The sequence below is a fragment of the Variovorax sp. genome, assembly GCF_965279555.1.
GTDB lineage: Bacteria > Pseudomonadota > Gammaproteobacteria > Burkholderiales > Burkholderiaceae_C > Variovorax.
The window spans coordinates 2716432-2739827 of record NZ_OZ257247.1; the positions used below are offsets into that span (position 1 = coordinate 2716432).

At 64.9% G+C, this 23396-nt stretch carries 23 protein-coding genes; 19 read left to right on the plus strand and 4 right to left on the minus strand.

From position 1 onward, the window contains the following. Positions 1-62: 62 nt before the first annotated feature. From ACQY8B_RS12990 to ACQY8B_RS13000, 3 genes are all read right to left on the minus strand, one after another. Positions 63-1586 (minus strand): tripartite tricarboxylate transporter permease, encoded by a 1524-nt coding sequence (locus ACQY8B_RS12990; protein ID WP_422087073.1) that lies wholly within the window; start codon positions 1584-1586, stop codon positions 63-65. Between the two features lies 1 nt (position 1587). After that, positions 1588-2124, minus strand: coding sequence for a tripartite tricarboxylate transporter TctB family protein (locus tag ACQY8B_RS12995; RefSeq protein ID WP_422087074.1), 537 nt, complete (start codon positions 2122-2124; stop codon positions 1588-1590). A gap of 139 nt (positions 2125-2263) precedes the next feature. Continuing rightward, complete coding sequence (locus tag ACQY8B_RS13000; RefSeq protein WP_422087075.1) at positions 2264-3223, minus strand: Bug family tripartite tricarboxylate transporter substrate binding protein; 960 nt, start codon at positions 3221-3223, stop codon at positions 2264-2266. Between the two features lie 131 nt (positions 3224-3354). On the opposite strand from ACQY8B_RS13000, the gene ACQY8B_RS13005 reads away from it, so the two are divergent. The 5 genes from ACQY8B_RS13005 (at position 3355) to ACQY8B_RS13025 (ending at position 7071) form a co-directional block, all read left to right on the plus strand. Then, positions 3355-4035: a response regulator gene (locus ACQY8B_RS13005; protein WP_422087076.1), complete on the plus strand. Its 681-nt coding sequence runs from the start codon at positions 3355-3357 to the stop codon at positions 4033-4035. Then, complete coding sequence (locus tag ACQY8B_RS13010; protein ID WP_422087077.1) at positions 4032-5462, plus strand: sensor histidine kinase; 1431 nt, start codon at positions 4032-4034, stop codon at positions 5460-5462. Before ACQY8B_RS13005 ends, ACQY8B_RS13010 begins: the two co-directional genes overlap by 4 nt. 18 nt (positions 5463-5480) lie before the next feature. Further along, the gene (locus ACQY8B_RS13015; RefSeq protein WP_422087078.1) at positions 5481-5915 is read left to right on the plus strand and encodes an RNA-binding S4 domain-containing protein; all 435 of its coding nucleotides are present in this window, start codon (positions 5481-5483) and stop codon (positions 5913-5915) included. Between the two features lie 43 nt (positions 5916-5958). Further along, on the plus strand, positions 5959-6765 hold the full coding sequence (locus ACQY8B_RS13020) for a polyphosphate kinase 2 family protein (RefSeq protein ID WP_422087079.1): 807 nt from the start codon (positions 5959-5961) through the stop codon (positions 6763-6765). Between the two features lie 123 nt (positions 6766-6888). Beyond that, positions 6889-7071: a hypothetical protein gene (locus tag ACQY8B_RS13025; protein ID WP_422087080.1), complete on the plus strand. Its 183-nt coding sequence runs from the start codon at positions 6889-6891 to the stop codon at positions 7069-7071. A gap of 19 nt (positions 7072-7090) precedes the next feature. Here ACQY8B_RS13025 and ACQY8B_RS13030 read toward each other — a convergent pair whose 3' ends face one another. Beyond that, positions 7091-7762, minus strand: a complete 672-nt coding sequence (locus ACQY8B_RS13030) for a hypothetical protein (RefSeq protein WP_422087081.1) — start codon at positions 7760-7762, stop codon at positions 7091-7093. Positions 7763-7894: 132 nt separating this feature from the next. Here ACQY8B_RS13030 and ACQY8B_RS13035 point away from each other — a divergent pair, with 132 nt between their 5' ends. From ACQY8B_RS13035 to ileS, 14 genes are all read left to right on the plus strand, one after another. Continuing rightward, the gene (locus tag ACQY8B_RS13035; protein WP_422087082.1) at positions 7895-8335 is read left to right on the plus strand and encodes a DUF3592 domain-containing protein; all 441 of its coding nucleotides are present in this window, start codon (positions 7895-7897) and stop codon (positions 8333-8335) included. A gap of 29 nt (positions 8336-8364) precedes the next feature. Continuing rightward, complete coding sequence (locus ACQY8B_RS13040) at positions 8365-8679, plus strand: c-type cytochrome (protein ID WP_422087083.1); 315 nt, start codon at positions 8365-8367, stop codon at positions 8677-8679. Positions 8680-8825: 146 nt separating this feature from the next. Continuing rightward, a complete protein-coding gene (locus ACQY8B_RS13045) occupies positions 8826-10733 on the plus strand; it encodes a sensor histidine kinase (protein WP_422089047.1) in 1908 nt (635 codons plus the stop codon). Positions 10734-10898: 165 nt separating this feature from the next. Then, positions 10899-11738 carry an AraC family transcriptional regulator gene (locus ACQY8B_RS13050; RefSeq protein ID WP_422087084.1) on the plus strand — a complete coding sequence of 280 codons (840 nt, stop codon included), beginning with the start codon at positions 10899-10901 and terminating at the stop codon, positions 11736-11738. A 278-nt stretch (positions 11739-12016) separates the two neighbouring features. Then, positions 12017-13009: a class I SAM-dependent methyltransferase gene (locus tag ACQY8B_RS13055; protein WP_422087085.1), complete on the plus strand. Its 993-nt coding sequence runs from the start codon at positions 12017-12019 to the stop codon at positions 13007-13009. 47 nt (positions 13010-13056) lie between these two features. Then, the gene (locus ACQY8B_RS13060) at positions 13057-13878 is read left to right on the plus strand and encodes a hypothetical protein (protein WP_422087086.1); all 822 of its coding nucleotides are present in this window, start codon (positions 13057-13059) and stop codon (positions 13876-13878) included. A gap of 57 nt (positions 13879-13935) precedes the next feature. Beyond that, positions 13936-14235 (plus strand): DUF1330 domain-containing protein, encoded by a 300-nt coding sequence (locus tag ACQY8B_RS13065; protein WP_422087087.1) that lies wholly within the window; start codon positions 13936-13938, stop codon positions 14233-14235. An 80-nt stretch (positions 14236-14315) separates the two neighbouring features. Further along, positions 14316-15245 (plus strand): DMT family transporter, encoded by a 930-nt coding sequence (locus tag ACQY8B_RS13070; protein WP_422087088.1) that lies wholly within the window; start codon positions 14316-14318, stop codon positions 15243-15245. Between the two features lie 23 nt (positions 15246-15268). Beyond that, positions 15269-15994, plus strand: a complete 726-nt coding sequence (locus ACQY8B_RS13075) for an alanyl-tRNA editing protein (RefSeq protein ID WP_422087089.1) — start codon at positions 15269-15271, stop codon at positions 15992-15994. 9 nt (positions 15995-16003) lie between these two features. Further along, complete coding sequence (locus tag ACQY8B_RS13080) at positions 16004-16678, plus strand: Rieske 2Fe-2S domain-containing protein (RefSeq protein WP_422087090.1); 675 nt, start codon at positions 16004-16006, stop codon at positions 16676-16678. Positions 16679-16945: 267 nt separating this feature from the next. Beyond that, on the plus strand, positions 16946-18037 hold the full coding sequence (locus ACQY8B_RS13085; protein ID WP_422087091.1) for a Leu/Phe/Val dehydrogenase: 1092 nt from the start codon (positions 16946-16948) through the stop codon (positions 18035-18037). Then, positions 18034-19173 carry an acetylornithine deacetylase gene (gene argE, locus ACQY8B_RS13090; protein ID WP_422087092.1) on the plus strand — a complete coding sequence of 380 codons (1140 nt, stop codon included), beginning with the start codon at positions 18034-18036 and terminating at the stop codon, positions 19171-19173. Before ACQY8B_RS13085 ends, argE begins: the two co-directional genes overlap by 4 nt. Beyond that, positions 19170-20522, plus strand: a complete 1353-nt coding sequence (locus ACQY8B_RS13095; RefSeq protein ID WP_422087093.1) for an MFS transporter — start codon at positions 19170-19172, stop codon at positions 20520-20522. The genes argE and ACQY8B_RS13095 overlap by 4 nt, the downstream gene beginning before the upstream one ends. A 66-nt stretch (positions 20523-20588) precedes the next feature. After that, entirely contained in the window at positions 20589-23369 is a 2781-nt protein-coding gene (gene ileS / locus ACQY8B_RS13100; protein WP_422087094.1) for an isoleucine--tRNA ligase, read from the plus strand. The last annotated feature ends 27 nt before the right edge of the window (positions 23370-23396 follow it).

Here is a 23396-nt window from a genome sequence, read left to right on the forward strand (position 1 = left end):
CGCGGCAAATGCCGCGGCTTCTTTATTTGGCTGGCCCGCCCTGAAGCGGGCTCCGAAGAGCGTCAGGCGTCCAATTGCGCCAGCCGTTTCAGCTTGCGTTCGCTCATTCGCTTGGCAAGCCGCGGCAGCACAAGCACGGCCAGCACGATGACGATCAGCGCGAGCGACATCGGGCGCTGCAGGAACACGATGGCGCTGCCCTCGCCCATCGACATCGCATTGCGCAGTTGCGCTTCGGCGAGCGGCCCCAGGATCATGCCGACGACCACCGGCGCGGTCGGGAAGTCGAAGCGCCGCATCAGCACGCCCAGCAGTCCGATGCCGTACAGCAGGAACAGGTCGAACGCGCTCTGGCGCATGCCATAGGCACCCACGGTGGCGAAGATCAGGATGCCGGCGTAGAGCTGGGGCTTCGGAATCTTCAGCAGCTTGACCCACAGGCCGACCATCGGCAGGTTCAGCACCAGCAGCATCACGTTGCCGATGTAGAGCGAGGCGATCAGCGCCCACACCAGCGCCGCCGAGGTGGTGAACAGCTGCGGGCCAGGCTGGATGCCGTAGTTCTGGAATGCGCCCAGCAGGATGGCGGTGGTGTTGGAGGTGGGAATGCCCAGCGTGAGCAGCGGAATCAGCGCGGCGGTCACCGTGGCGTTGTTGGCGGCCTCCGGGCCTGCCACGCCTTCGATGGCGCCCTTGGTGCCGAACTCGGCCCTGGCGTCGGCGTCCTTGGCCAGCTTCTTTTCGGCCGCGTAGCTCAAGAAGGTCGGGATCTCGGTGCCGCCGGCGGGAATGCAGCCGAAGGGCGTGCCGATGGCGGTGCCGCGCAGCCACGCGGGGATCGAGCGCTTCCAGTCGCGCTTGCTCATGTGCACGCGGCTCAGCTTGTTCTGGCCCTCGACCACCTTGCCTTCGTACAGCACGGCGTAGAGCACCTCGGCCACGGCGAACAGGCCGACGGCCACCAGCACGATCTCGATGCCGTCGAGCAGTTCGGGCACGCCGCCGGTGTAGCGGCCTTGCCCCGAGATCTGGTCGAGCCCGACGCAGCCCGCGGCCAGGCCGACGAACAGTGCCGTCATGCCGCGCAGCGTGCTCTTGCCGAGCACCGCGCTCACCGTGGTGAAGGCCAGCAGCATCAGCATGAAGTATTCGGGCGGGCCGAGCTTGACCGCGAATTCGGCCACGAACGGCGCGAACAGCGTGACGATCACCGTGGCGATGGTGCCGGCCACGAAAGAGCCGATGGCGGCGGTGGCGAGCGCCGCGCCCGCCCTGCCGCTCTTGGCCATCTTGTTGCCCTCCATCGCGGTCACCATGCTGGCGGTTTCGCCGGGCGTGTTGAGCAGGATGGACGTGGTCGAGCCGCCATACATGGCGCCGTAGTAGATGCCCGAGAAGAAGATCATCGAGGCCGTGACGTCGACCTTGCCGGTGATGGGCAGCAGCATCGCCACCGCCACCGCCGGGCCGATGCCGGGCAACACGCCAACGGCCGTGCCCAGGGCGCAGCCGACCAGGCACCAGAGCAGATTGACGGGGGTGATCGCCGCGGCGAAGCCCGCCATGAGTGCGTTGAAGATGTCCATGTCAGAGCCAGCCAGTCGAAGTGAGGCCGGGCAGGTTGATGGCCAGGAATTGCGTGAAGGTCCAGAACACCGGCGCCGAGATGAGCAGGCCGGCCAGCAGGTCGGTCGCCCAGGTGCGCGGCGCGTTCACGCCGGTCTGCCCGCTCGCGCGGCGCAGGCCCTGCACGGCCAGCACGTAGCACAGCGTGCAGCTCAGGATGAAGCCGAGCGTGGTGATGAGCGCGGCGTTGAGCAGCAGCCCCGCCGACACCCAGACGAAGCCGGGCCAGTAGGCGTGCTCGGCGCCCGAGGGCGCGTCGAGTTCGCGGAAGCCGCCGGTACGCGCCTCCCACAAGATCCAGCCGCCGCACAGCACCAGCACCACCGACACCAGCCAGGGCAGGAAGTTGGGGCCGACGCCGCCGTAGCCGGCTTCGGAAGAAATGCCGATGGCGCCGAACGCCAGCGCGAGGCCGGTCAGCAGCACGCCGGCGCCGACCAGGGTTTGCGGCCATGTGGCCGCGGATTGCGGCGAGGCCGAGGAGTCTGGAGTTGTCATTTTTTGCTCCCGAATCGGGCGAAAGAAAAGCCCCCTTCAAGAACACCGAGGAACCGGCTCGGCCGGGCCTCAGGTGTTGCCCCCGGTAGGGGGTAGGCGAAGCGACACGAAGTGCGCGCAGCCTGGGGGCGAGCCAGGTTCAGACCATGCCGGACTTGGTCATGATGGCGCGCAGGCTCGCGAAGTCGTCATCGACGAACTTAGTGAAGGCTTCGCCAGACAGCACGGCGGGCGTCCAGTCGTTCTTCTTGAGCGACTCGGCCCACGACGCGCTCTTCATGGCGGCCAGCACCATGTCGGTCAGCGCCTTGCGTTGATCGGCGGAGATGCCGGGGGCGCCGTACACGCCGCGCCAGTTGCCGATTTCCACGTCGATGCCCTGCTCCTTCAGCGTGGGCACGTCGATGCCCGGCAGGCGCTGGCCCGAGGTGACGGCGATGGCCTTCATCTTGCCGGCCGCGATGTATTCGGCGAACTCGCTGTAGCCGCTGCCGCCGATGGTGACGTTGCCGCCCAGCACGGCGGCGGTGGCCTCGCCGCCTCCGCGGAAGGCCACGTAGTTGATCTTCGAGGGGTCGGCGCCGACCTTCTGCGCGATCATGGCCGCGGCGATGTGCTCGGTGGAGCCGCGCGAACCGCCGCCCCACTTGACGCTGCCCGGGTCTTTCTTGAGCTGCTCGACCACGTCCTTCATGGTCTTGAACGGCGAGTTCGACGGCAGCACGAACACGTTGTATTCGGTGGTCAGGCGCGCGATGGGCGTGGCCTGCGACAGGTTGACCGGCGGCTTGCCGGTGATGATGCCGCCAAGCATGACCGAGCCCATGACCATCAGCGCGTTGGCGTCGCCCTTGGAGCCGTTCACGAACTGGGCCAGGCCCAGCGCGCCGGCGGCGCCGCCCTTGTTGTCGTAGGTGACGGTGTCCGCCACCTTGGCGTCGGTCAGCGCCTTGCCAAGGGCGCGGCCGGTGGTGTCCCAGCCGCCGCCGGGGTTGGCCGGGATCATCATCTTGACGTTGGCGGCGGCCCGCGCGGACAGTGGCAGGGCCCCGGCGGCGGCCAGTGCGGCCAATGACTTCAGAAAGGTGTCGCGACGCATTGTTGTCTCCTGATGCTGAAAGTAACTTGAAAGGAAGCTGACTTGAAGCTGAGTATCATGCGCCGCCCCGCTGTCAGTTGGCTGTCCGACAAACTGGGGAAAACACCGAATTCCCACCAATCCGTGCCCGTATGAAGCTGCTGCTGGTCGAAGACGACCCCTCGATGCAAATCACCCTGCAGCGCACCCTTGGCCGCCAGCGGATCGACGTGCGCGTCTGCGGCGACGGGGCCGAGGCCGTCGCCATGTGGCGGGACCTGGAGCCCGACGTGGTGGCGCTCGACCTGAGCCTGCCCAACCTCGACGGCCTGCAGGTGCTGGCCCAGGCCCGAGCCGAGGGGCTGCGCACGCCGGTGCTGCTGCTGACGGCGCGCGGCACCGTCGGCGACCGCATCATGGGCCTGAACGCCGGCGCGGACGACTACCTGCCCAAGCCCTTCGACCTCGACGAGCTGGAAGCGCGCATCCGTGCGCTGCGCCGCCGAAGCCACGGCGTGATGAGCGACATGGGGCTGAACCCCCAGCAGATCGGCGGACTGCGCTTCGAGCCCGCGAACGGCGCCATCTACAACCGGGCCGAGTTGCTCGAACTCACCCCGCGCGAACTGGCACTGCTGAAGGCGCTGATGATGAAACCGGGCCACGCGGTGACCAAGGAGCGCCTGTTCGAACTGGTGTTCCCCGGCGAGACCGAGGTGCAGTACGAAGCGATCGAGGTGGTGGTCTACCGCCTGCGCAAGAAGCTGGCGGGCACCGGCGCCGTGCTGATGACGATGCGCGGGCTGGGCTACCTCTTGCGACCGGAAGCATGAGGCACATCTCCTCGCTTCGTGCGCGGCTGCTGCTCGGCATCCTCGCGCCGATTGCCGTGTTCATCGTGATCAACAGCGTGAGCCTGTACCGCCAGAGCCTGGCTGCCGCCACCACAGCCTACGACCGCACGCTGCTGGCGTCCGCCAAGACCATCGGCGAGCAGCTCGACGTGGAAGGCTACGACGAGATGGCGCAGCTGCGCGCGATCGTGCCCTACTCCGCGCTCGAGGCCTTCGAGGCCGACAACCGCAGCAGGCTGTTCTACCGCGTGTCGGCGCTCGACGGCGAAATGATCTCGGGCTTTGCCGAGCTGCCGTTCTGGCGCGGGCGCATCCCGGACCGCAGCGCGTATGCGGCGCTGGTCGATTTCTACGACGCCCAGTTCCGCAACCAGCCGGTGCGCGTGGCGGTGCTGCTGCAGCCCGTGGCCAGCGCGCGCGGCCGCGGCATGGCGGTGGTGCAGGTGGCCGAGACGCTGGAAATCCGCGAAACGCTGGCGCGCAAGCTGCTGGTCGACACGCTGTGGCGGCAGTTCCTGCTGATGGGCGTGATCGCGCTGGCCACGGTGTTCGTGGTGCAACGCGCCACGCGGCCGGTGCGCGAACTGGGCGAAGCCATCGAGAAGCGCGCGGCAGACGATCTCTCGCCCATCGACGCGCCCGACGCCCCGCGCGAGCTGCGCCCGCTGATCGACGCCACCACCGAGGTCATGGGCCGCCTGCAGCGGCTGCTGGACCATCAGAAACGCTTCGTGCGCGACAGCGCGCACCAGCTGCGCACGCCGCTGGCGGTGCTCAAGGCACAGGTGCAATCTGCGCGGCGCGGCGACGTGGCGCCCGAGCAGGCGCTCGGTGAAATAAGCCAGACGGTGGAGCGCGCCACGACGCTGGCCAACCAGATGTTGTCGCTCGCCAAGGTCGAGCAGTTGCGCCAGCAGCCGGAATCGGTGGCGCTCGACCTCGGCGCCATCGTGCGGCAGATCGCGCTCGACCTGTCGCCGCTGGTGGCCGACAAGGCGCTGGACTTCGAGCTGGCCATCGACGCGCCGGTGGTGGTGCGGGCTCACCAGTGGATGCTGCAGGAGCTCACGCGCAACCTGCTGCACAACGCCATCAAGCTGAGCCCGGCGGGCGCGGCGCTGCTGGTCTCGGTGCGTGCCGAGGCAGACGAAGCCGTACTCACCGTGCGGGACGGCGGCCCGGGCATCTCGCCGGAGCTGCGCCAGCGGCTGTTCGCGCCGTTTTCTGCAGGCAGCGCGTCGAGCGGCTCGGGGCTGGGGCTGGCGATCTGCAGAGAGATCGTGCTGGCGCTGGAGGGACGGATCGCGCTCGACAACCGTGTCGCGCCCGCCACGTCGGACTGCGCCGCACGCGTGGTCGGGCTGGATGCGGTCGTGCGTTTGCCGCTGTGGCGGCACAATTCCTGATATTCACTCCTGATATCCATGGAACGTCTGCGCATCGACAAATGGCTCTGGGCCGCCCGCTTCTTCAAGACGCGCTCGCTGGCCGCGGAGGAAATCGGCAAGAACCGCGTGCAGGTGAACGGCGACGTCGCCAAGGCCTCGCGCGAGGTCAAGGCCGGCGACACGGTCGCCATGCGGCTGGGCACGCTCACGCGAACGGTCACGGTGCGCGGCCTCAGCGGCCAGCGCGGGCCGGCGCCGGTGGCGCAGCAGCTCTACGAGGAAACACCCGAGAGCATCGCCGCCCAGGCCGCCTTCCGCGAACTGCGCCGCATGGGCAGCGAGCCGGCCCTGGCCATCGAACAGGGCCGCCCCACCAAGCGCGACCGGCGCGAACTCGACGGCGCGGTGCGGCACGCAGAATGGGACAGCCGCTGGAGCGCATCGATCGACGCGGACGACACCGAACACTGATCGCTTACGCTGTGGGCTTTCTTTATTCGAGGAGTCCCGTTGCATGGCCAGCTTCAAGAAATACCGCGTAGGCGACAAGTTCAAGCTCTCGCACATCGATCCCGACGACACGCCCTTCTGCGAGGGTGACGAAGCTTCGCAGCGCGCGGAGGTCGACGCGCTCGCCGTCGAGCTCGACGAGCTGCAGGACCTGCTGCACGCCGAGGGCCGGCGCAAGCTGCTGCTGGTGCTGCAGGGCATGGACACCAGCGGCAAGGACGGCACCGTGCGCTGGGTGTTCTCGCGAACCTCTCCACTCGGCGTGCGCGTGACGGCCTTCAAGGCGCCCAACGACGAGGAGCGCGCACACGACTACCTCTGGCGCTGCCATGCGGCCGTGCCGCGCACCGGCGAGATCATGGTGTGGAACCGCAGCCACTACGAAGACGTGCTCGTGCCGGTGGTCGAAGGCTGGATCGACAAGGCCGAGGCCAAGCGCCGCTACGCACAGATCAACGACTTCGAGCGGCTGCTGACGGAAACCGGCACGGTCGTCATCAAGTGCATGCTGCACATCGACAAGGACGAGCAGCGCGAGCGCCTGCAGGCGCGCATCGACACGCCCGGCAAGCAATGGAAGTTCAGCATGGACGACCTGCGGGTGCGCACCAAGTGGAACGCCTACCAGCAGGCCTACCAGAGCGCACTGGGCGCCACGTCGACCGAGCATGCACCCTGGCACGTGATACCCGCCAACAGCAAGCGGCACCGCAACGTGATGGTCGCCCAGCTGCTGGTGAAGACGATGCGGCAGATGAAGCTGAAGCCGCCGCCGCCGGACCCGGCGCTCAAGGGCATGATCATCAAGTAAGGCGCTCGGGTCTTCTTTGGTGTCGCGTTTGTAAAGTGCGACTTCGCCTACGGAGCCGCGCCGGGCAGCCCACTAAGCTGGGCTTCGTACCAATTCAGGTGCAACCCAAAGAAGGACTCCAACATGAAAAAAATACTCTTCGCCCTTGCAGCCTGCATGCTTGCCTCCACCGCGGCCATGGCCCAGCCCATGCCGCCGCGCCACGGCCCCGGCTACGACCGGCCGCACCATCGCCCGCACAAGGTGTGGGTGCCGGCGCACCGCGAGCATGGCCGCTTCGTGCGCGGCCACTACGTCTATCGCTGAGCGCGCATGAAGCAATGGCTCAGGAGCGTCGAATGAGCGCCTGGGCCAGCACGCGACACTTGCCGAACTCGCAGCGCACCGCCCAGGTGGCACCGTTGTCGCAAGGCACATTGTAGGTTTCGTAGCCCGGGCCCTTGGCCGTGAGTTCGGCGCGCGGCTGCAGGTTGCAGCGCCCGGCCTTGGCCAGCTTCTCGACGTTGTACGTGTCGACGCCGGTACGGCGCGGCTTGTAAACGATGGCCGGATCGAAGGTGTTGCCGTAGAAAGAGTCGCGCACGTTGGGATCGAGATTGCGGTAGCCGCGCTTTGCCATGCAGTGGACGATTGCGATCTGCTGGTGCTCGGCAATCAGCGTGGCCGAGGGCTGCCCCGCGTAGTCGACGGCCGAGGTGCCGATGCCGGCCACCGCGAAGCCGGTCGCCATGCCCTGGCTGTACCAGGTGACAAGACCTACCCCGACGGCGGCCCACATCAAATCGGTGTTGGCCTCGCTGCGCGCGATGATCCGCATGGCCGCCTCGCGGCAGGCGCTGACGTCGCTGGCGTAGCGCGCGCTGTCCACGCCTTCCATGGCGACCATCGGCACATAAGAGAGACCGGTCCCCGTTCCGGGTTCGGTCGGCGTCATCGGCTGGCTGGCACAGCCAGCCAGTGCGACAACGGCGGCCGCGATGCTCAGCAGGAACTTCATGGGAATCCCTCGTTTTCTAACGATTGTTCAAGGGATTTAACCATACATATAGTTACTCTTGAATCGCCTTGTCGCGAATGAACGACGCCCGGCATTTGCGACGATGGGGCCATTCCCCCAGCCGCCAGCCCCATGAAGATCGAGACATTCGCCAAGTACCTTTTTGCGCTCATCGGCGTCGCGCTGCTCGTGCTGTGCTGCTACCTGCTCTTCGGCAAGCTGCGGTTCATTGCGTCGGCCGACCGCGTGCAGGGCGAGGTGGTGGAACTCCAGCATGTGCGCAGCAGCAACAAGAACAACACCGACGGCACCTGGCGGCCGCTGGTGCGCTTCAGGGCACCGTCGGGCGCTCTCATCGACTTCACCACCTCGAGCAGCAGCGGCACGCCGCGCTACGAGGCCGGCGAGAGCGTCCAGGTCTATGCCCAGCCCTCGAACCCGGCCAACGTGATGCTCGACGACGCGTTCGAACTGTGGGGCGGACCGGCCATGGCAGGCATCATCGGCGCTGCGTTTCTGCTGTTCGCGGAGATCCTGCGGCGCATCCAGCGCGATCAGGAACCCGGAACCTGATCTCTCCTTCTCATCGAGCTTTCCCATCCATGCATTTCCGCCCCGCCTGGCTCATGCTTGCGGCGATCACCGCCACGGCCCAGACGCCGCCCGCCGACCTGGCTCGCAAGAACGGCTGCCTGTCCTGCCACGGACTGGTCCACAAGCAGGTGGGCCCGGGCTTCGCCCAGATCGCGGAGCGCTACCGAAACGACAGCGACGCGCCCGCGCGGCTGGCCGGCAAGATCCGCGATGGCAGCGTCGGCACCTGGGGCCGCGTCATCATGCCGCGGCAGGCCCACGTGTCGGAAGCCGATGCCCGCGCCCTGGCCCAGTGGGTGTTGTCCCAGCCCGCCTCTCACTGAAAGCAGCCAGCACTTCCTCAAGATTGGTAACAAAGAGCGAGAATGGGTTACATACGCGGTGCGTCGGATTTGACGCCCCACCTCAACGCTCTGCCTTGAACTCCCGTCCCGCGCCTTTCTTCGCCAACGTGGTACTCGTGCTGTCGATGACGCTGCTGGCCGTCATCGGCGCCTTCTTCGGCGGGATGTCCGGCTTGCAGCTGTCCAAGGCGGCGCTTCACCTGGAGCGCGCCGACTGGCAGGTCGAGGACACCTCGGGCTTCAGCACGCCGCCCCAGAGTCAGAAGGCAGGCGACCTGCCCGATGCCTGGAACCCGATCCGGCTGCCGCTGGCCCTGCCCATCGCGCTGCTGCGGCAGGCCGACGGGGACGCCAACGTCGGCATGTCGCCCACGGCCCGGCCGACGCGCATCACGTGGCTGCGAGTCTCCACGCGCCGCCTGCCCTCCTCGAACGGCCCTCTGGCGCTGTACGGCGCCCGCATCAAGACCGACGGCACCATTGCCGTCTACGCCGACGGCCGCCTCGTGCACCGCGCCCAGCAGCTGGGCCCGCTGTGGAACAGCACGCGCACGCCGCTGTGGGTCGAACTGGACCGCGGCCCCGCAAGCACGCCGCCGCAGGAGATCCTCATCCGCCTGGAACACTCGCGCAACACGCAGGTGGCGGTGTCCTCGCTGTGGGTCGGCCCCATCGACACGCTGCGTGGCCGCCACGGCCTGCGCCAGTGGCTTCAGCAGGAACTGCCGGCGATGCTCAGCGCCTCCTTCATGGCCGTGGGCGTGTTCGCACTCTTCGTCTGGTTCAGGCGCCCCGACGAAACCGGCTACCTGCTGTTCTTCAACCTTTCGGCCACGTCCTTCATGCGCGGCCTGCATTTCTACGTGGGCCAGCCGATTGCCAACGACTGGTTCGCATGGCTGACCGTCAATTCGCTGTTCTGGCTGGTGCTGGTGGTGCATTTCTTCCTGCGGCAGTTGCACCAGCGCCCGCTCAAGTGGCTGACCTGGGGCGTGGTGCTGGCCACCACCACGGTCGGGCTGCTGACCATGCCCGGTCTGAACCTGGTGCAGAACACCCCGCGCGTGACGCCGCTGATCTACGCCGTGGCGGCCCTCATGGGAACGGCCGTCTGCCTGGTCGGCGGCGTCAGCGCGTGGCGCCGCTCGACCGAGGGGCGGCTGGTGGCTGCCGGCATCGGCATCTGCGTGCTGCTGGGCATCAGCGACTGGCTGCTGCAGAACAACTTCATCAGCCCCGAAGGCTGGTACCTGGGCGCCTACACCAATGCCGTGACCTTCAGCGTGTTCGGCGTGCTGATGTACCGGCGCTACGTGCATGCCATCGGCGCCGTCGAGCAGCTGAACGACAGCCTTGCCGAGCGGCTGCGCAAGCGCGAGGCCGACCTCGAGCTCAGCCACCAGCGGCTGCGCGACGTCGAGCGCCTTCGCACCATCAGCGACGAACGCCAGCGCCTGATGCAGGACATGCACGACGGCCTCGGCTCCTCGCTGATCAGCGCGATCCGCTCGGTCGAGGGCGGCGGCATGAGCGACGAGAAGATCTCGCAGATTCTCAAGAGCTGCCTCGACGACCTGAAGCTCACGCTCGATTCGCTGGAGCCGGTGGAAGCCGACCTGCTGCTGGTGCTGGCCACCCTGCGCTACCGGCTGGAGCCGCGGCTCGAAGGCACCGGCGTGTCGCTGCGCTGGGAAGTGCAGGAGCTGCCCGCACTGCAATGGCTCGACCCGTCGAGCGCACTGCACATACTGCGCATCGTGCAGGAGAGCATCTCGAACATCCTGCGCCACACCCGGGCGACCGAGATCCGGGTCGAGACCGCGCTGGACGGCTCGGGCGTTCGCGTGACGATCGCGGACAACGGGCAGGGTTTCGACGTCGACAAGGTGCTGTCCTCGCCTTCGGGCCGGGGCCTGCAGAACCAGCGGCGGCGGGCGCGGTCGATCCAGGGCACCGTCAGCTGGGAATCGCGCCCGACAGGCACGCGGTTCATGCTGTGGCTGCCGCTTGCGCGCGAGGCCCTGGCGGCCTAGGGCCGGCACGCCATCGAAGAAATGGCACAGCGTTTGCTTGATCCAAACCTCTCGGCTCGCTCCGGTTCCTTTGCACAAACGGGCGGCATCGCTCACCATTCAGGTGCCACGCAACCGGTCGGACGCACGAAGCGTCGCAACCCTTGACCCGAACGGAGGCTCACGTTGGCAAGGCTTGACCCTCGGAACACGTCGCGCTACTGGCATGTGCCCGACCTGCCGGGCATGGACATGCTGCAGGCGGACTTCACGACGCATGAATACGCGCCCCACGTTCATCACTCCTTCGTGATCGCGGTGACCGAGGTCGGCGGCGCGGAGTTCAAGAGCCGCGGCCGCACCGACATCGCCCACCAGCAGGCGCTCCTCGTCTTCAACCCTTCCGAGCCGCACTCCGGCCGCATGGGCGGCAGCGCCCGGTGGCGCTATCGCGCCTTCTACCTGGCCGAACCGGGCATCCGGCACCTGCTGGCCATGCTGGGGATCGACCAGACCCGGTACTTCATGTCGAACATCCTCGGCGACCCGGACCTCATCGCGAGCTTCCTGGAACTGCACCGGGCCTTCGACGGCCACAAGGAACAGTGGGACGCGCTACGGCAGCAGGAGCTGTTCGTGCACAGCTTCGGCACCCTCTTCCAGAGCCATGGACAGGCGGGGCAGCGCGTGCTCGGCGTGCCGGCGGATGCGCAGGTGCTGGCGCCGGTGCTGGAGCTGCTGCACGACGCCTACGCGGAACGGCTGACGCTGGAACAGATGGCCGCCGCCGCCGACCTGACGCCGTTCCAGCTGATAGGCGCATTCAACCGCACCATCGGCCTGACGCCGCACACCTACCTCACGCAATTGCGGCTGCGGGCCGCCATCGCCCTGCTCGCGGCGGGCCGCCCGCTCATCGAAGCCGCCATGGCCAGCGGCTTCTACGACCAGAGTGCCCTCACCAGGCACTTCAAGCGCACCTTCGGCATGACGCCTCTTCAGTACGTGCGCGCGCGCACCTGCTGAGATCTCCTCCACGCGCCTCCACGGCCCTCGCGCCATGCGCTGAGGGCCCTCGCGAGCGTCTTCGCTCACGCACGGCTCCCGCATCAGAGCCCGCCCTCTTGCGGCCCGCCGTCTCGCGACGCTCGCACTGAATTCCGATTCGTTTTTTGCGCGATCGCTTCCGCCTGCAATTTTTACCAATACGGGTTTCCACGCACTGACTATCGTGCAACTAAATGGTTTCGACCACTGCAAAGTAATTAGTTCGTTTTCAATAGTGTTTAACCCACAGGTGACCCATGCAAAACGTTGATCGCGGCATTACTGGTTCCTCCCTCGCAGGCTCTGCAATCCTGCTGGAAATAGGCGCGGAGTACGGAATCATTGAATTTCTCCAGAAATCACCGGTCGTGGACGCGGCCACGGCCTCCAGGTCCTGCGGAATCAAGGAATCCGTGATTTCCGCCTACCTCGACTCCCTGAGCAAGGCGGGAATCATCGAGGTACTGGATGAAAAGGCGCCGGCAACCTACAAGGCCGGCAGCAATTTCGACGAACTGATCAACGAAGTCGGATATCTCTCATGGGCGCTCCGCGCCTGCGCCCCGTTGATCAACAACGCGAAAGAATTTTCGGAAAACAACGAGGAGGCACAACTCAAATACCCAAGAAGCGGAGGATTGGTTGCGCGCACATCGAAATGGATGGGCGAGAAATCTTTCTATCCGCAGCCGGAAAACGCCATCGTTGCCATGGCACCAAAGAAAATCGTGGATCTTGGATCGGGGTCAGGAGGATTCCTGATTCGCATGCTCAGGAAAATTCCAGGCTCAAAAGGCGTTGGAATCGATCTGAGTGCATCAGCCACCGAGCAAGCCGTTCGGGCGGCCAGTGAAGCGGGAATGAGCGACAGGCTCCAGTTCGTTACCGCCCCCATCCAGGTTCTCGTGGAAGACGCCTCTCTCATCAGGGATGCAGACATCATCCACGCGGGATTCGTCATGCACGACCTTCTTCCCGCGGAGGAAGAAACCCTCGACGCATTGCTGCGCGCTTGCTGCGCCAATGCGATCAAGGGCACGCTGATCATTGTCGACGCAATTCCCGTTGCTCAATCCAGCTGGGAAAAGCCGTTCGCCGCCGCATTCAATCATCTGCACAATCATTTCATGTCCAGGAGACTTCTGAGCGAGGAAGAATGGAGTGAAAAATTGTTCCGCGCGGGCTTTTCAAATGTGCGGGTCGAAATACTTGATCACCCTGGAGGGCGAATGTTGACGGCAAGCAAATAACCGAGTTATCACGGCATTTTTTAACCAACTGTAATTAGGAGCACGAAATGAGCGTTACCATTTCCGATCTGGTTGAGAGAGTTAAAAGTCATCGTTGCTATTCCCACCCGATTTTCAAGAATTGGGTAAAGATCGAACCGGAACCTCCCGTTGTGGGAGCACTTTTCCACCAGATCCAGAGCTTCTGCGCGTCTACGCGTCCGGGATGGAATTTTCCCGATGCGCTCAAGGAGCACGGGCTGCACAGGCAAAGCGAGTTGCTGGAAGAAATCGTCGAGAGCGAATCGGGTCACGGCCCCGAGCTGGCCACGATGGCGGGATACATCGTCAACCAATCGGCCGAGAAGCCCGTGTTTTCGGACCTCTACAACCAGGAAAAGGTCGAAGCGAAGCTCAAGGACTTTTCCAACCAGCTGCTCGGTTCCCTGCCCGGGTACGACATGGACACCGGGTTGACCGCGCAAGTCCGCAAGGCCATTGGCGTCTTCGATCACCGCAAGCTGACGGACATCGAGAACACCTACAGGAACCTCGGCACCACGCTGGCGCTGGAAATGATCTCCAACCAGCAATTGATTCCCGGCGAAAAGTATTGCCTGGTGGACAGCGGCATCTACAACGCGGACCTCGATGTGCCCGAAATGCACTACCTCCTGGAGCACTGGGGTGAAGTCGGCGCCGAGCAGCACCACGAGCAAAACGCCCGCACCGCGGTCGAGCTTGCCTTGAAGACGGAATACGCCCATCTGGTCGTCGAGGGCGCGGACGATTTCCTCGATTCGCTGACCGGCCTGTGGGACGTTCTGGATGCGGCACTGCTGCAATCCGGTGTCGCCGCCGCAGAGCAGAGAAAAGTCGCATACGTGTAGCAACCGGCTGTGCTTTTAATTTTGAACAGCGTTTTCAGCACCGAGTAAGGTTGCCATATGGTTGCCTATCTGATTGGCCGGATGTCCATCGTGGATCCGGATCAATACAACGAATACAAGCAACTCACGCCCGGGATCATAGAAAAATTCGGAGGCAAATTTCTGACACGGGGAGGCGAGCGCATGCATTTGGAAGGCTCTCCGGATGACCGGCGCGTGGTTCTTGTCGAATTCAAATCTGCCGACGCAGCGAGAAAATTTTACGAATCACCGGAATATACCTTTGCACGTGGGTTGCGAAAGGATGCTGCGGTCGACATGCAGCTCATGGTGATCGAGGGATTTGAAGGGCGATAGCTCTTTTGCCCTGTCCTTTTGATGATTAAAAACAAACCGGCTGACACGACCGATGGAGACTCGGTCGTGTCAAATCAAATATGACGACCATTGCCCTACCTGCTGCTTCAAAAAGCAATTTCTTTTCGTTCGTCGCGCTTCTGCTTGGCGCGGCGGCATTGGCGCTGGGCGGAGTTTTTCTCCGGCACAGCGAATTGCCTCCAACCGCGAGCGCGGTTTATCGGGTTGCATTGGCAATTCCGATCTTCTTCCTGCTCGATATGCTGGCGGCAAGAGCCGAGCCCACGCGCCTGGCTGGCCCGACCGGCCCGACCGGTCCGGTGGCCGAACGGATGCCGGCCATTCCCATCAAGCTCATTCTCGTCGGATTCATCTTTTCAGGGAATCTGGCGCTCTACCACTGGTCCATGACACTGACCACGCTGGCCAATTCCAATCTGCTTGCCAATCTTGCCCCGATCTTCGTGGTGCTAGGCTCCAATTTATTCCTGGGGAAAAAATTCAAATCCGGCTTCCTGCTCGGCATGCTGTGCGCATTGGCCGGCGCATTCATCCTGATCGGCCATCGACTGGATTTCGGGTCGAGCTATATGACGGGAAATCTGTTAGGGCTGCTGACGGCCGTCTTTTACGGTTCATATCTTTTGGCGGTCAGCCTCGTGCGCTCGAACTATCGGACGATGACCGTCATGGCATGGAGCAGCGTCGGCACGCTGATCGTTCTTCTGCCCATCACGCTGCTGCGCGGCGAATCGCTGGTTCCGCACACCATTCACGGCATGCTGATGCTGCTTGCGCTGGCTGTCGTGTCCCACGTCGGGGGCCAGGGCCTCATCGCCTATGCGCTGGCCAAGCTCCCGGCCGCGCTTTCTTCCATCACCCTGCTGATTCAGCCTGTCATTGCAACCGTGCTCGGCGCCTACTTGTTCCACGAATACCTGAGCGCTACCGAATTTGCAGGCGCCGTGATCATTCTGGTCGGCATCGTTACCGCACGACGATTTTCATAAGCATCCCGCGAACCGAGGAATTCATGTCACGTTACCTTTGCCATACCCAACCCGATTGCCTTCAATTCGAAGCCGATGTCATAGCGCGCCGCCCGAACGCCGTTCTTCTCGATCGGTCGTTCTTCTATCCGGGCGGCGGCGGGCAATTGGCGGATCGCGGCACGCTGCAGTGGAATGGCGGTGAAATCAAGATCGGCCGGATCGAAATGGAAGGCGGCAATGCATGGCACTACTTCGATGAAGCGGAAACCGCCGGGATTCCCGCCGAAAAGGTCATCGCCAAGGTGGATCAGGATTTCCGCTTCATGATGAGCCAATTGCACACGGGCTTGCACATCCTCAATGCGCTTGTCTACCAGCGCTTCGAGGGCTCGCTGGTCACGGGCGTGCAAATGGCAGCCGACGGCACGGCCCGAATCGACTTCGACCTGCCTGCAGCCGACAACAACGAACTGCGCAAGCTGGAACCCGAACTCAACACCCTCATCTCCGACGGGCTACAGGTGAATGCGGTGTACCTCGATGCGGCCGAACTCTCGCGCGAGCCCGGGGTGCTGCGCAGCCGGTCCGTGGCGCCGCCGAGCCAGGACGACGGCACCACGCGCATCATCGAAATCGTGGGACTCGACCGGCAGGCCTGCGGCGGAACCCATCTTTCGAAGACCTCGCAATCGGCACCGCTGCGCATCCTGAAGATCGAGAACAAGGGGCAGCACAACCGGAGGATCCGGATCGGCCTGGTCAGATAGGCACCGGGCATGCCAGTCGAACAGATTCCTCCGCGCCCCCTGCCCGAAGGGTTCCTGCCTTCGAACTGCAGCTTCTCCGAGCAGGACTGGCCCCTTCTGGCCAGGCAGTGGTTTCCGGTCTCCCGCGCCGACAAGGTATTGGCCAGACCGCGGCAGGTGAGCTTGCTGAATCTGCGACTGGCCATCTATCGCATGCCCGATGGCATTCGCATCGCCCGCGACATGTGCCCGCACCGCGGGCTGCAACTGAGCACGGGTCGCATCGAAGACGGCGAGCTGGTTTGCGCCTACCACGGCCTGCGCTTCGGGTCCGACGGGCAATGCCGCAAGGCGCCGGAGAAGCTGGCACTCAAGGCGGTGGATTGCTTCAGGATCACGACGTTTCCTGCGGTTGAGCGCCACGGTCTTATCTGGACCTGCCTGATCCCGCATGGCGAGCCGGAAATACCCTTGATTCCTTTGAAGACCGAAGACTCCGGCCAGGAAGACACGGAGCTTCGATTCAAACTTCTTCCTGAAGACTGGATGGACATCGCGAAATTCGAATTCTCGAATGGCGAACTAAGGATCGAATCCAGCCATCACCATTTGTTGCGAAATCTCGCACTGAATGAATACCAAAGGCTGTTCAACGAGATGGGATTGAGCGCCACGGCGAGCGCCTTGCAGCCATCCCGCACCTGATTTTCCAGGCGCAAAATTTTCGCCAATATCACCGCGCCGCCCCCTGTCATGCTGCACCTCAAAGCGAGGCCAACACATGACGCAATCATTCCGCCAAGCAAGCCCTGAAGTCCTGACGCTCACCGGCACGGCACCCGATGTCCGGCCAGTGGAGCTATTGCTATATCTACGCCGCCTGCTGCTTTTTCTAGCCTGAATTTCCAGGTATTGATGCGGCGGCCTGGCAGCGATGTCCGCACTCGTTCAAATGAAATTCAAAAAAATCAAATGACAGTCTTCTCCACCGAGTCTTTTGCGGACCACGAACAGGTCGTCTTCGTTTCCGATGATCGGGTCGGGCTGCGGGCCATCATCGCCATCCACAGCACCCGGCTCGGACCGGCCCTGGGCGGATGCCGCATGTATCCCTATGCCGACGATGCTTCCGCCCTGCGCGACGTGCTTCGGCTGTCGCGTGGAATGACGTTCAAGGCCGCGGCCGCGGGACTCGGCCTGGGCGGCGGAAAGTCGGTGATCCTCGGCGACCCGCGCAAGAGCAAGACGCCCGAACTGCTGCGGGCGATGGGCGTGGCGGTCAACCGCCTTGGGGGCCGCTACATCACCGCCGAGGACGTGGGCACCACTGTCGCCGACTTCGCCTGGGTACGACAGAACACCCGGCACGTGGTCGGCTTGCCGCAGGAGCTCGGCGGCACCGGAGATCCTTCGCCGACCACGGCGTTGGGGGTCTATCACGGCATCGAGGCCAGCGTCGCGCATCGGCTGGATCGCGACCTGCGCGGGCTGACGGTTGCGGTGCAAGGCCTGGGCAACGTCGGCTGGAACCTGTGCCGGCTGCTCGCCGGTGCGGGGGCGTGCCTGACGGTATCCGACGTCGACGCGACGCTGGCGCGCAAGGCGTGCGCCGAATTCGATGCGCGGGCAGTCGAGCCCGACGAGATCCATGCCGTTCAGGCCGACGTGTTCTCTCCTTGCGCAATGGGTGCGGTCGTGAACGATCGAACCCTGCCGCAGATGAAATTCCGGGTGATCGCCGGCGGCGCCAACAACCAACTGGCCCGCGACGAACATGGCAGGCAGTTGCGCGACCAGAAAATCCTGTACGCGCCGGACTTCGTGATCAACGCGGGCGGCCTGATCCGCGTGGCGTCGGAGCACGAGGGTTTCAATTCCGCAAAGGTGGATTCGCAGGTGAAAGCCATCGGCGCCACGCTGCACCGGATCTTCGAACTCGCCGCGCGCACGGGCATGCCGACCCAATCCGCAGCCATGCAGCTGGTGCAGGAGCGGCTGGGCGGCAACCCGGGCAGCGTCAACCGCAGCAGCGGCAACAGCACCCTGGCCGAGCGTGTCGCATGACCACCGTCGAGATCCTGCGGACCCTGGTGGCCTTCGATACGACATCGCACCGGTCGAACCTCGACCTGATCAACTGGATCGCCGACTACCTGTCGGCTCATCGGGTGAAAGTGCACCTCGTGCACAGCGAGGACAAGCGCAAGGCGAACCTGCTCGCCAGCATCGGCCCCGACATGGCGGGCGGCATGGTGCTCTCCGGGCACAGCGACGTCGTGCCGGTGACCGACCAGAACTGGAGCGCCAATCCCTTCACGCTGGTCGAACGCGACGGCCGCTTCCACGGCCGCGGCGCGGCGGACATGAAGGGCTTCATCGCCGCCTGCCTGTCGGCCGTTCCTTCGTGGCGGCAGCGGTCGTTGGTTCGCCCGATTCACCTTGCGTTCTCTTATGACGAAGAGATCGGGTGCCTCGGCGTTCCAGAGCTCGTGAGCTGCTTGAAGACGCAAGTGGAGGCACCTGCACTGGCCATCATCGGCGAGCCGACCGAGATGCGGATCGGCGTCAGGCATCGCGGTTTCTTCGGGCACCGGGCGCTCTTCAGCGGACTCCCCGCACATTCGAGCGACCCCTCGCTCGGCGCCAGCGCCATAGAGCCCGCCGCCTACCTGGTCACCTGCCTGGCCGGGCTGCGGCGCAGCCTTGCCAGGCAGGGCGGCGAGGCCACGATCAACATCGGCCGGATCGACGGAGGCACCGCCATCAACATCGTGCCGGGCTGCTGCGAGGTCCTGTGGGAGTTCCGTCCGGAAGACGAAGCGGCGGCGGAGCTTGTGCGCAACGTGGTCAGGGAGGCGCTGACGGACCTTCCCGCCGGCGTCACGGTCGAGGCCATGCAGGTTGCCGGCGTGCCGGCGCTGTCGGCACGCAACAACGACGTGGCTCTCTCGGTTGCACGCGAGCTCGGCGCGCTCTGGCCGGAGGCAGACCTGCCGTTCGGCACCGAAGCGGGCTTCTTCCAGCAGGTGGGTATTCCGACGGTGGTATGCGGCCCCGGCTCCATCGCGCAGGCGCATCAGCCGAACGAATGGATATCTGCAGCCCAGTTGCAGGCGGCCGATCGCTTCATGCAATCGGCCGGTGCGTGGGCACTCTGCGAAGCCGACGCCTCACCCACAACCTCTCTCAAGACAGCATGAAAAACCTCGATGCAGCCGCGGTAGCGGACACCGCCACCGCCCTCGCAGCCCTCACCGCCGACGGAACTCCGGCGCAGAGCGCACGGGCCCACGATGCCACGCGCCGCATGATTCCCGCCGCGGTCATCGGCAACACGCTGGAGTGGTTCGACTTTGCCGTCTACGGCTTCTTCGCGCTCACGATTTCCAGGCTGTTCTTCCCGACGGGCAACGAAACCTCTTCGCTGCTGCTGACCGTGGCGACCTTCGGCGTGGGCTTCGTGATGCGCCCGATCGGTGCGGTGGTTCTGGGCGCGCTGGGCGACACGCACGGGCGAAAGGCCGCGTTGTCCACGACCATCCTCCTGATGGCGCTTGGAACGGCAATGATCGGCCTGGCGCCGACCTACGCCCACGTGGGTCTCTGGGCACCCGCCTGGATCGTTCTGGCGAGGCTGATCCAGGGCTTCTCCGCCGGCGGCGAGGTCGGGGGAGCCACGGCATTTCTCGTCGAGCATGCGCCCAAGGGGCGAAAAGGCTACTTTGCAAGCTGGCAGCAGGCCAGCCAGGCCGGGGCACTGCTGCTCGGTTCGATCTTCGGCGCGACGCTCACGGGGATTCTTAGCCCCGAGCAGCTGGAGTCCTGGGGGTGGCGAGTTCCGTTTCTGTTCGGCCTGGTCATCGGTCCCGTGGGCTGGTACATCCGGGCCAGGACGCGAGAGCCGGCAACCTTCGAACGAGCCAAGGCCGCCAACCGGCAGGCGTCCCCGCTGAAGCAGGTGATCGGCTCGTACCGCAAGGAAATCGTCGCCGGATTCGGCGTCACCATCGTGTGGACGGTGTGCACGTATTTCTTTCTCGTCTACATGCCGACCTACGCCGTGCGCACGCTGAAACTGCCCCAGAGCGCATCGCTTTGGGCGAATGGCGCCGGGCTACTGGTGCTGGTCGTGCTGGCGCCGGTTTTCGGTGGACTGTCGGACCGTATCGGCCGGTGGCCGCTGCTGATCGGATTCGCCGCGGCGATCCTGGTGCTGGCCTATCCGGCGCTCTGGCTTCTCACGGCTTTTCCAAGTGCCGTGACCCTGACAGCGGTGCTGATCGTCTTTGCAGTGCTGATCGCCGGCTTTACCGGGCCCGCCCCTGCCGCCATGGCCGAGCTCTATCCGCCGCAGGTGAGGTCCACGGGGCTTTCCATTGCGTACAACTTCGCTGTCACGATCTTCGGTGGCTTCGCGCCATTCATTGCCACGGCGCTGATCGCCCAGACCGGGAGCCCGCTCGCCCCCGCCTGGTATGTGATGTTCGCCGCGGCCGCCAGCCTCGCGGCGCTCCTGACCGCCGGTTCGGTTCTACGCAACAAGGCATAACGCGCAGGTCACTTACAGCCGCGGCCGCCCCTGCGGCCCAGGTGATCGCCATAAAGAAGAAACCACATGTCGGACCTCAAAGACACCCTGAATCTGCTGAAGACCCCGTTTCCCATGAAAGGGGACTTGCCCAGGCGCGAACCCGATCTGGTCAAGCGGTGGGCCGAGCAGCGCATCTACGAGCAGATGCGCACCGCGGCGGCCGGCCGCCCTCCTTTCATCCTGCACGACGGCCCGCCCTATGCGAACGGCGACATCCACATCGGGCATGCGGTGAACAAGGTTCTCAAGGACATGGTCTTCAAGAGCCGCTTCTTCGACGGCTTCGATGCGCAATGGATTCCCGGCTGGGATTGCCACGGCATGCCGATCGAGCACCGGATCGAGCAGGCGAACGGACGGGGCCTGCCGACGGAACAGGTGCAGCAGCTGTGCCGCGAATACGCGCTCCAGCAGACGCAAAGCCAGAAGAAAGACTTCCTGCGGCTGGGCCTGCTGGGGGACTGGGACAGAGCCTTTCGCACCATGGACTTCGAGACCGAGGCCAACGAGATCCGTTTTCTCGACCGCATCCGCCGGCGCGGCCTGCTGTTTCGCGGCCAGAAGCCGGTCAACTGGTGCGTCGACTGCCAGTCGGCGCTGGCAGAGGCGGAACTGGAATACGCCTCCAAGCGCTCGACGACCGCCTACGTCGGCCTGCTGGCGCTGGACGCGGTCGATTTCGCATCGCGCTTCAAGTGCCAGCCCATGCCCGGCAAACAGGCCCGGCTGACGATCTGGACCACGACACCGTGGACGCTGCCGGGCAACGTCGCAGTGGGCCTCGATCCCGAGGCCGGCTACGGGCTCTACGACACGCCGAACGGCCTGCTGGTCATGGCCGCGGAAACCGGCGCAAAGCTGCTCGCCGCACTGGGCGTGGACCATGAACTCTGCGCGGTCGCGCCCGGCGCCGACCTCGTCGGCCTCAGGCTGAAGCACCCCTTGCTGGACACCGAAGTGCCGCTGGTGGCCGCCGACTTCGTCTCGCTGGACACCGGCACCGGCCTGGTCCACCTGGCGCCGGCCCACGGCGCGGAAGACTTCGAACTGTGCCGCAGCCTGGGCCTCGGCGGCGACAACGTGATCGACGGTGCCGGGCGCTTCGTGGCCGGCCTGCCGGCCATCGGCGGCATGGGGCTGGAAGAAGGCAGCAAGTTGATCCTCGACATGCTGAAGGCCGACGGATCGCTGCTCAGGCATGAGCGCATCGAGCACTCGTACCCTCACTGCTGGCGCCACAAGACGCCGATCCTGTTTCGCTCGACGACGCAATGGTTCATCGGCATGGACCAGCGGGCGGCGGGCGACACGCGCACGCTGCGCGAGACAGCGCGCGAGGCGATCAGGGACGTGCCGTTCTATCCGGCTTCGGGCCGCTCGCGCATGGAAGCGATGATCGACGGCCGGCCCGACTGGTGCGTTTCGCGGCAGCGGACATGGGGCGTCCCCCTTCCCTTCTTCGTCAGGCGCAGTGACAAGTCGCTGCATCCGCAGACCGCACGGCTCGTCGAAGAGGTGGCCTTGCGCATCGAGCGCGAAGGCATCTCCGCCTGGACGCGCCTGAAGCCCGCCGACCTGGGCGTGGACGAGAGCGAGTACGAGAAGCTGTCGGACACCCTGGATGTGTGGTTCGACTCCGGTTCCATCCACGCCACCGTCTATCGCGATGCCCGCCGCCCCGACGCGCATGGGTATCCGGCGGACCTCTATCTGGAGGGCTCCGACCAGCATCGCGGCTGGTTCGGCTCATCGCTCATGACCGGCTGCGCGGCCGATGCCCGCGCACCGTTCAAGGCAGTGCTGACGCACGGCTTCGCGGTCGACGGAGACGGCAAGAAGATGAGCAAGTCGCTGGGCAACACCGTCAGCCCGCAGGAGGTGGCGAATACGCGCGGCGCGGACATCATCCGCCTGTGGATCGCAAGCACCGACTACTCGACGGACATCTCCGTTTCGCAGGAGATCCTGGACCGCGTCGTCGAGATGTACCGGCGCATCCGCAACACCATCCGCTTCCTGCTGCTGAACGTATCGGACTTCGACGCGGCGACCGACAGCGTGGCCGCGGAGGATCTCGAGCGCGTCGACCAGTACGCCATGCTCCGCTGCCGCGAGCTCGCCGAGCAATGCCGCAAGAGCTACCGCGAGTACGACTTCGTTTCCGTGACCCGGCTGCTGCACGGCTACTGCGCGGAAGAGCTCGGCGGGTTCTACCTCGACGTGCTGAAAGACCGGCTGTACGCCAACGCGCGCGACAGCCATGAAAGACGCTCCGCGCAAACCGCGCTGCACGCCATCGTGCAGAACCTGCTGCTCCTGGCGGCGCCGATCCTCAGCTTCACCACTGAAGAAGCCTGGGCGGTGCTGTTCAAGTCGCAGGAAGATAGCGTGTTCGTCCACACCTGGGACGAAGCGATGCCACCTTGCATGGGCGACTCGGAGCTTGCCGAATTCTGGCGGCAGGTGAGGCTGCTTAGGCCCAGCGTGATGAAGGCGATCGAAGACATCCGCTCGTCGGGCGCCATCGGCCGATCGAGCGAGGCGAGCATCGTCATCGAAGCGCCTGCGGAGACCATCGAGTCGCTTGCGCTACTGAGTGCGGAACTGCCTTCGATCTTCATGGTCGCCGATGTGGCCTTGAAAGAAAGTGGCGGCGTCGAGGTCAAGGTCAGGCGCACCTCGTCGCTGCGCTGCATGAGGTGCTGGAGGCACGACGCCACGGTGACGGATGACGCCGAGCAGAAGATGCTTTGCGGGCGGTGCCGGACGGTGTTGTCTGGGCTTCTGGAGTTGAACGACGCCTGAGGGCGTGTGAAAGCACCTTCATTGGAA

Excerpts from the sequence above, each read along its gene's own strand:
- ACQY8B_RS13030 (WP_422087081.1), bottom strand. The coding sequence starts at position 7,762 with ATGAAGTTCCTGCTGAGCATCGCGGCCGCCGTTGTCGCACTGGCTGGC.
- ACQY8B_RS13060 (WP_422087086.1), top strand. The coding sequence starts at position 13,057 with ATGAGCGTTACCATTTCCGATCTGGTTGAGAGAGTTAAAAGTCATCGT.
- ACQY8B_RS13020 (WP_422087079.1), top strand. The coding sequence starts at position 5,959 with ATGGCCAGCTTCAAGAAATACCGCGTAGGCGACAAGTTCAAGCTCTCG.
- ACQY8B_RS13015 (WP_422087078.1), top strand. The coding sequence starts at position 5,481 with ATGGAACGTCTGCGCATCGACAAATGGCTCTGGGCCGCCCGCTTCTTC.
- argE (WP_422087092.1), top strand. The coding sequence starts at position 18,034 with ATGACCACCGTCGAGATCCTGCGGACCCTGGTGGCCTTCGATACGACA.
- ACQY8B_RS12995 (WP_422087074.1), bottom strand. The coding sequence starts at position 2,124 with ATGACAACTCCAGACTCCTCGGCCTCGCCGCAATCCGCGGCCACATGG.
- ACQY8B_RS13000 (WP_422087075.1), bottom strand. The coding sequence starts at position 3,223 with ATGCGTCGCGACACCTTTCTGAAGTCATTGGCCGCACTGGCCGCCGCC.
- ACQY8B_RS13040 (WP_422087083.1), top strand. The coding sequence starts at position 8,365 with ATGCATTTCCGCCCCGCCTGGCTCATGCTTGCGGCGATCACCGCCACG.
- ileS (WP_422087094.1), top strand. The coding sequence starts at position 20,589 with ATGTCGGACCTCAAAGACACCCTGAATCTGCTGAAGACCCCGTTTCCC.
- ACQY8B_RS13080 (WP_422087090.1), top strand. The coding sequence starts at position 16,004 with ATGCCAGTCGAACAGATTCCTCCGCGCCCCCTGCCCGAAGGGTTCCTG.
- ACQY8B_RS13095 (WP_422087093.1), top strand. The coding sequence starts at position 19,170 with ATGAAAAACCTCGATGCAGCCGCGGTAGCGGACACCGCCACCGCCCTC.
- ACQY8B_RS13065 (WP_422087087.1), top strand. The coding sequence starts at position 13,936 with ATGGTTGCCTATCTGATTGGCCGGATGTCCATCGTGGATCCGGATCAA.
- ACQY8B_RS13075 (WP_422087089.1), top strand. The coding sequence starts at position 15,269 with ATGTCACGTTACCTTTGCCATACCCAACCCGATTGCCTTCAATTCGAA.
- ACQY8B_RS12990 (WP_422087073.1), bottom strand. The coding sequence starts at position 1,586 with ATGGACATCTTCAACGCACTCATGGCGGGCTTCGCCGCGGCGATCACC.
- ACQY8B_RS13005 (WP_422087076.1), top strand. The coding sequence starts at position 3,355 with ATGAAGCTGCTGCTGGTCGAAGACGACCCCTCGATGCAAATCACCCTG.
- ACQY8B_RS13025 (WP_422087080.1), top strand. The coding sequence starts at position 6,889 with ATGAAAAAAATACTCTTCGCCCTTGCAGCCTGCATGCTTGCCTCCACC.
- ACQY8B_RS13035 (WP_422087082.1), top strand. The coding sequence starts at position 7,895 with ATGAAGATCGAGACATTCGCCAAGTACCTTTTTGCGCTCATCGGCGTC.
- ACQY8B_RS13055 (WP_422087085.1), top strand. The coding sequence starts at position 12,017 with ATGCAAAACGTTGATCGCGGCATTACTGGTTCCTCCCTCGCAGGCTCT.
- ACQY8B_RS13010 (WP_422087077.1), top strand. The coding sequence starts at position 4,032 with ATGAGGCACATCTCCTCGCTTCGTGCGCGGCTGCTGCTCGGCATCCTC.
- ACQY8B_RS13070 (WP_422087088.1), top strand. The coding sequence starts at position 14,316 with ATGACGACCATTGCCCTACCTGCTGCTTCAAAAAGCAATTTCTTTTCG.
- ACQY8B_RS13085 (WP_422087091.1), top strand. The coding sequence starts at position 16,946 with ATGACAGTCTTCTCCACCGAGTCTTTTGCGGACCACGAACAGGTCGTC.
- ACQY8B_RS13045 (WP_422089047.1), top strand. The coding sequence starts at position 8,826 with ATGACGCTGCTGGCCGTCATCGGCGCCTTCTTCGGCGGGATGTCCGGC.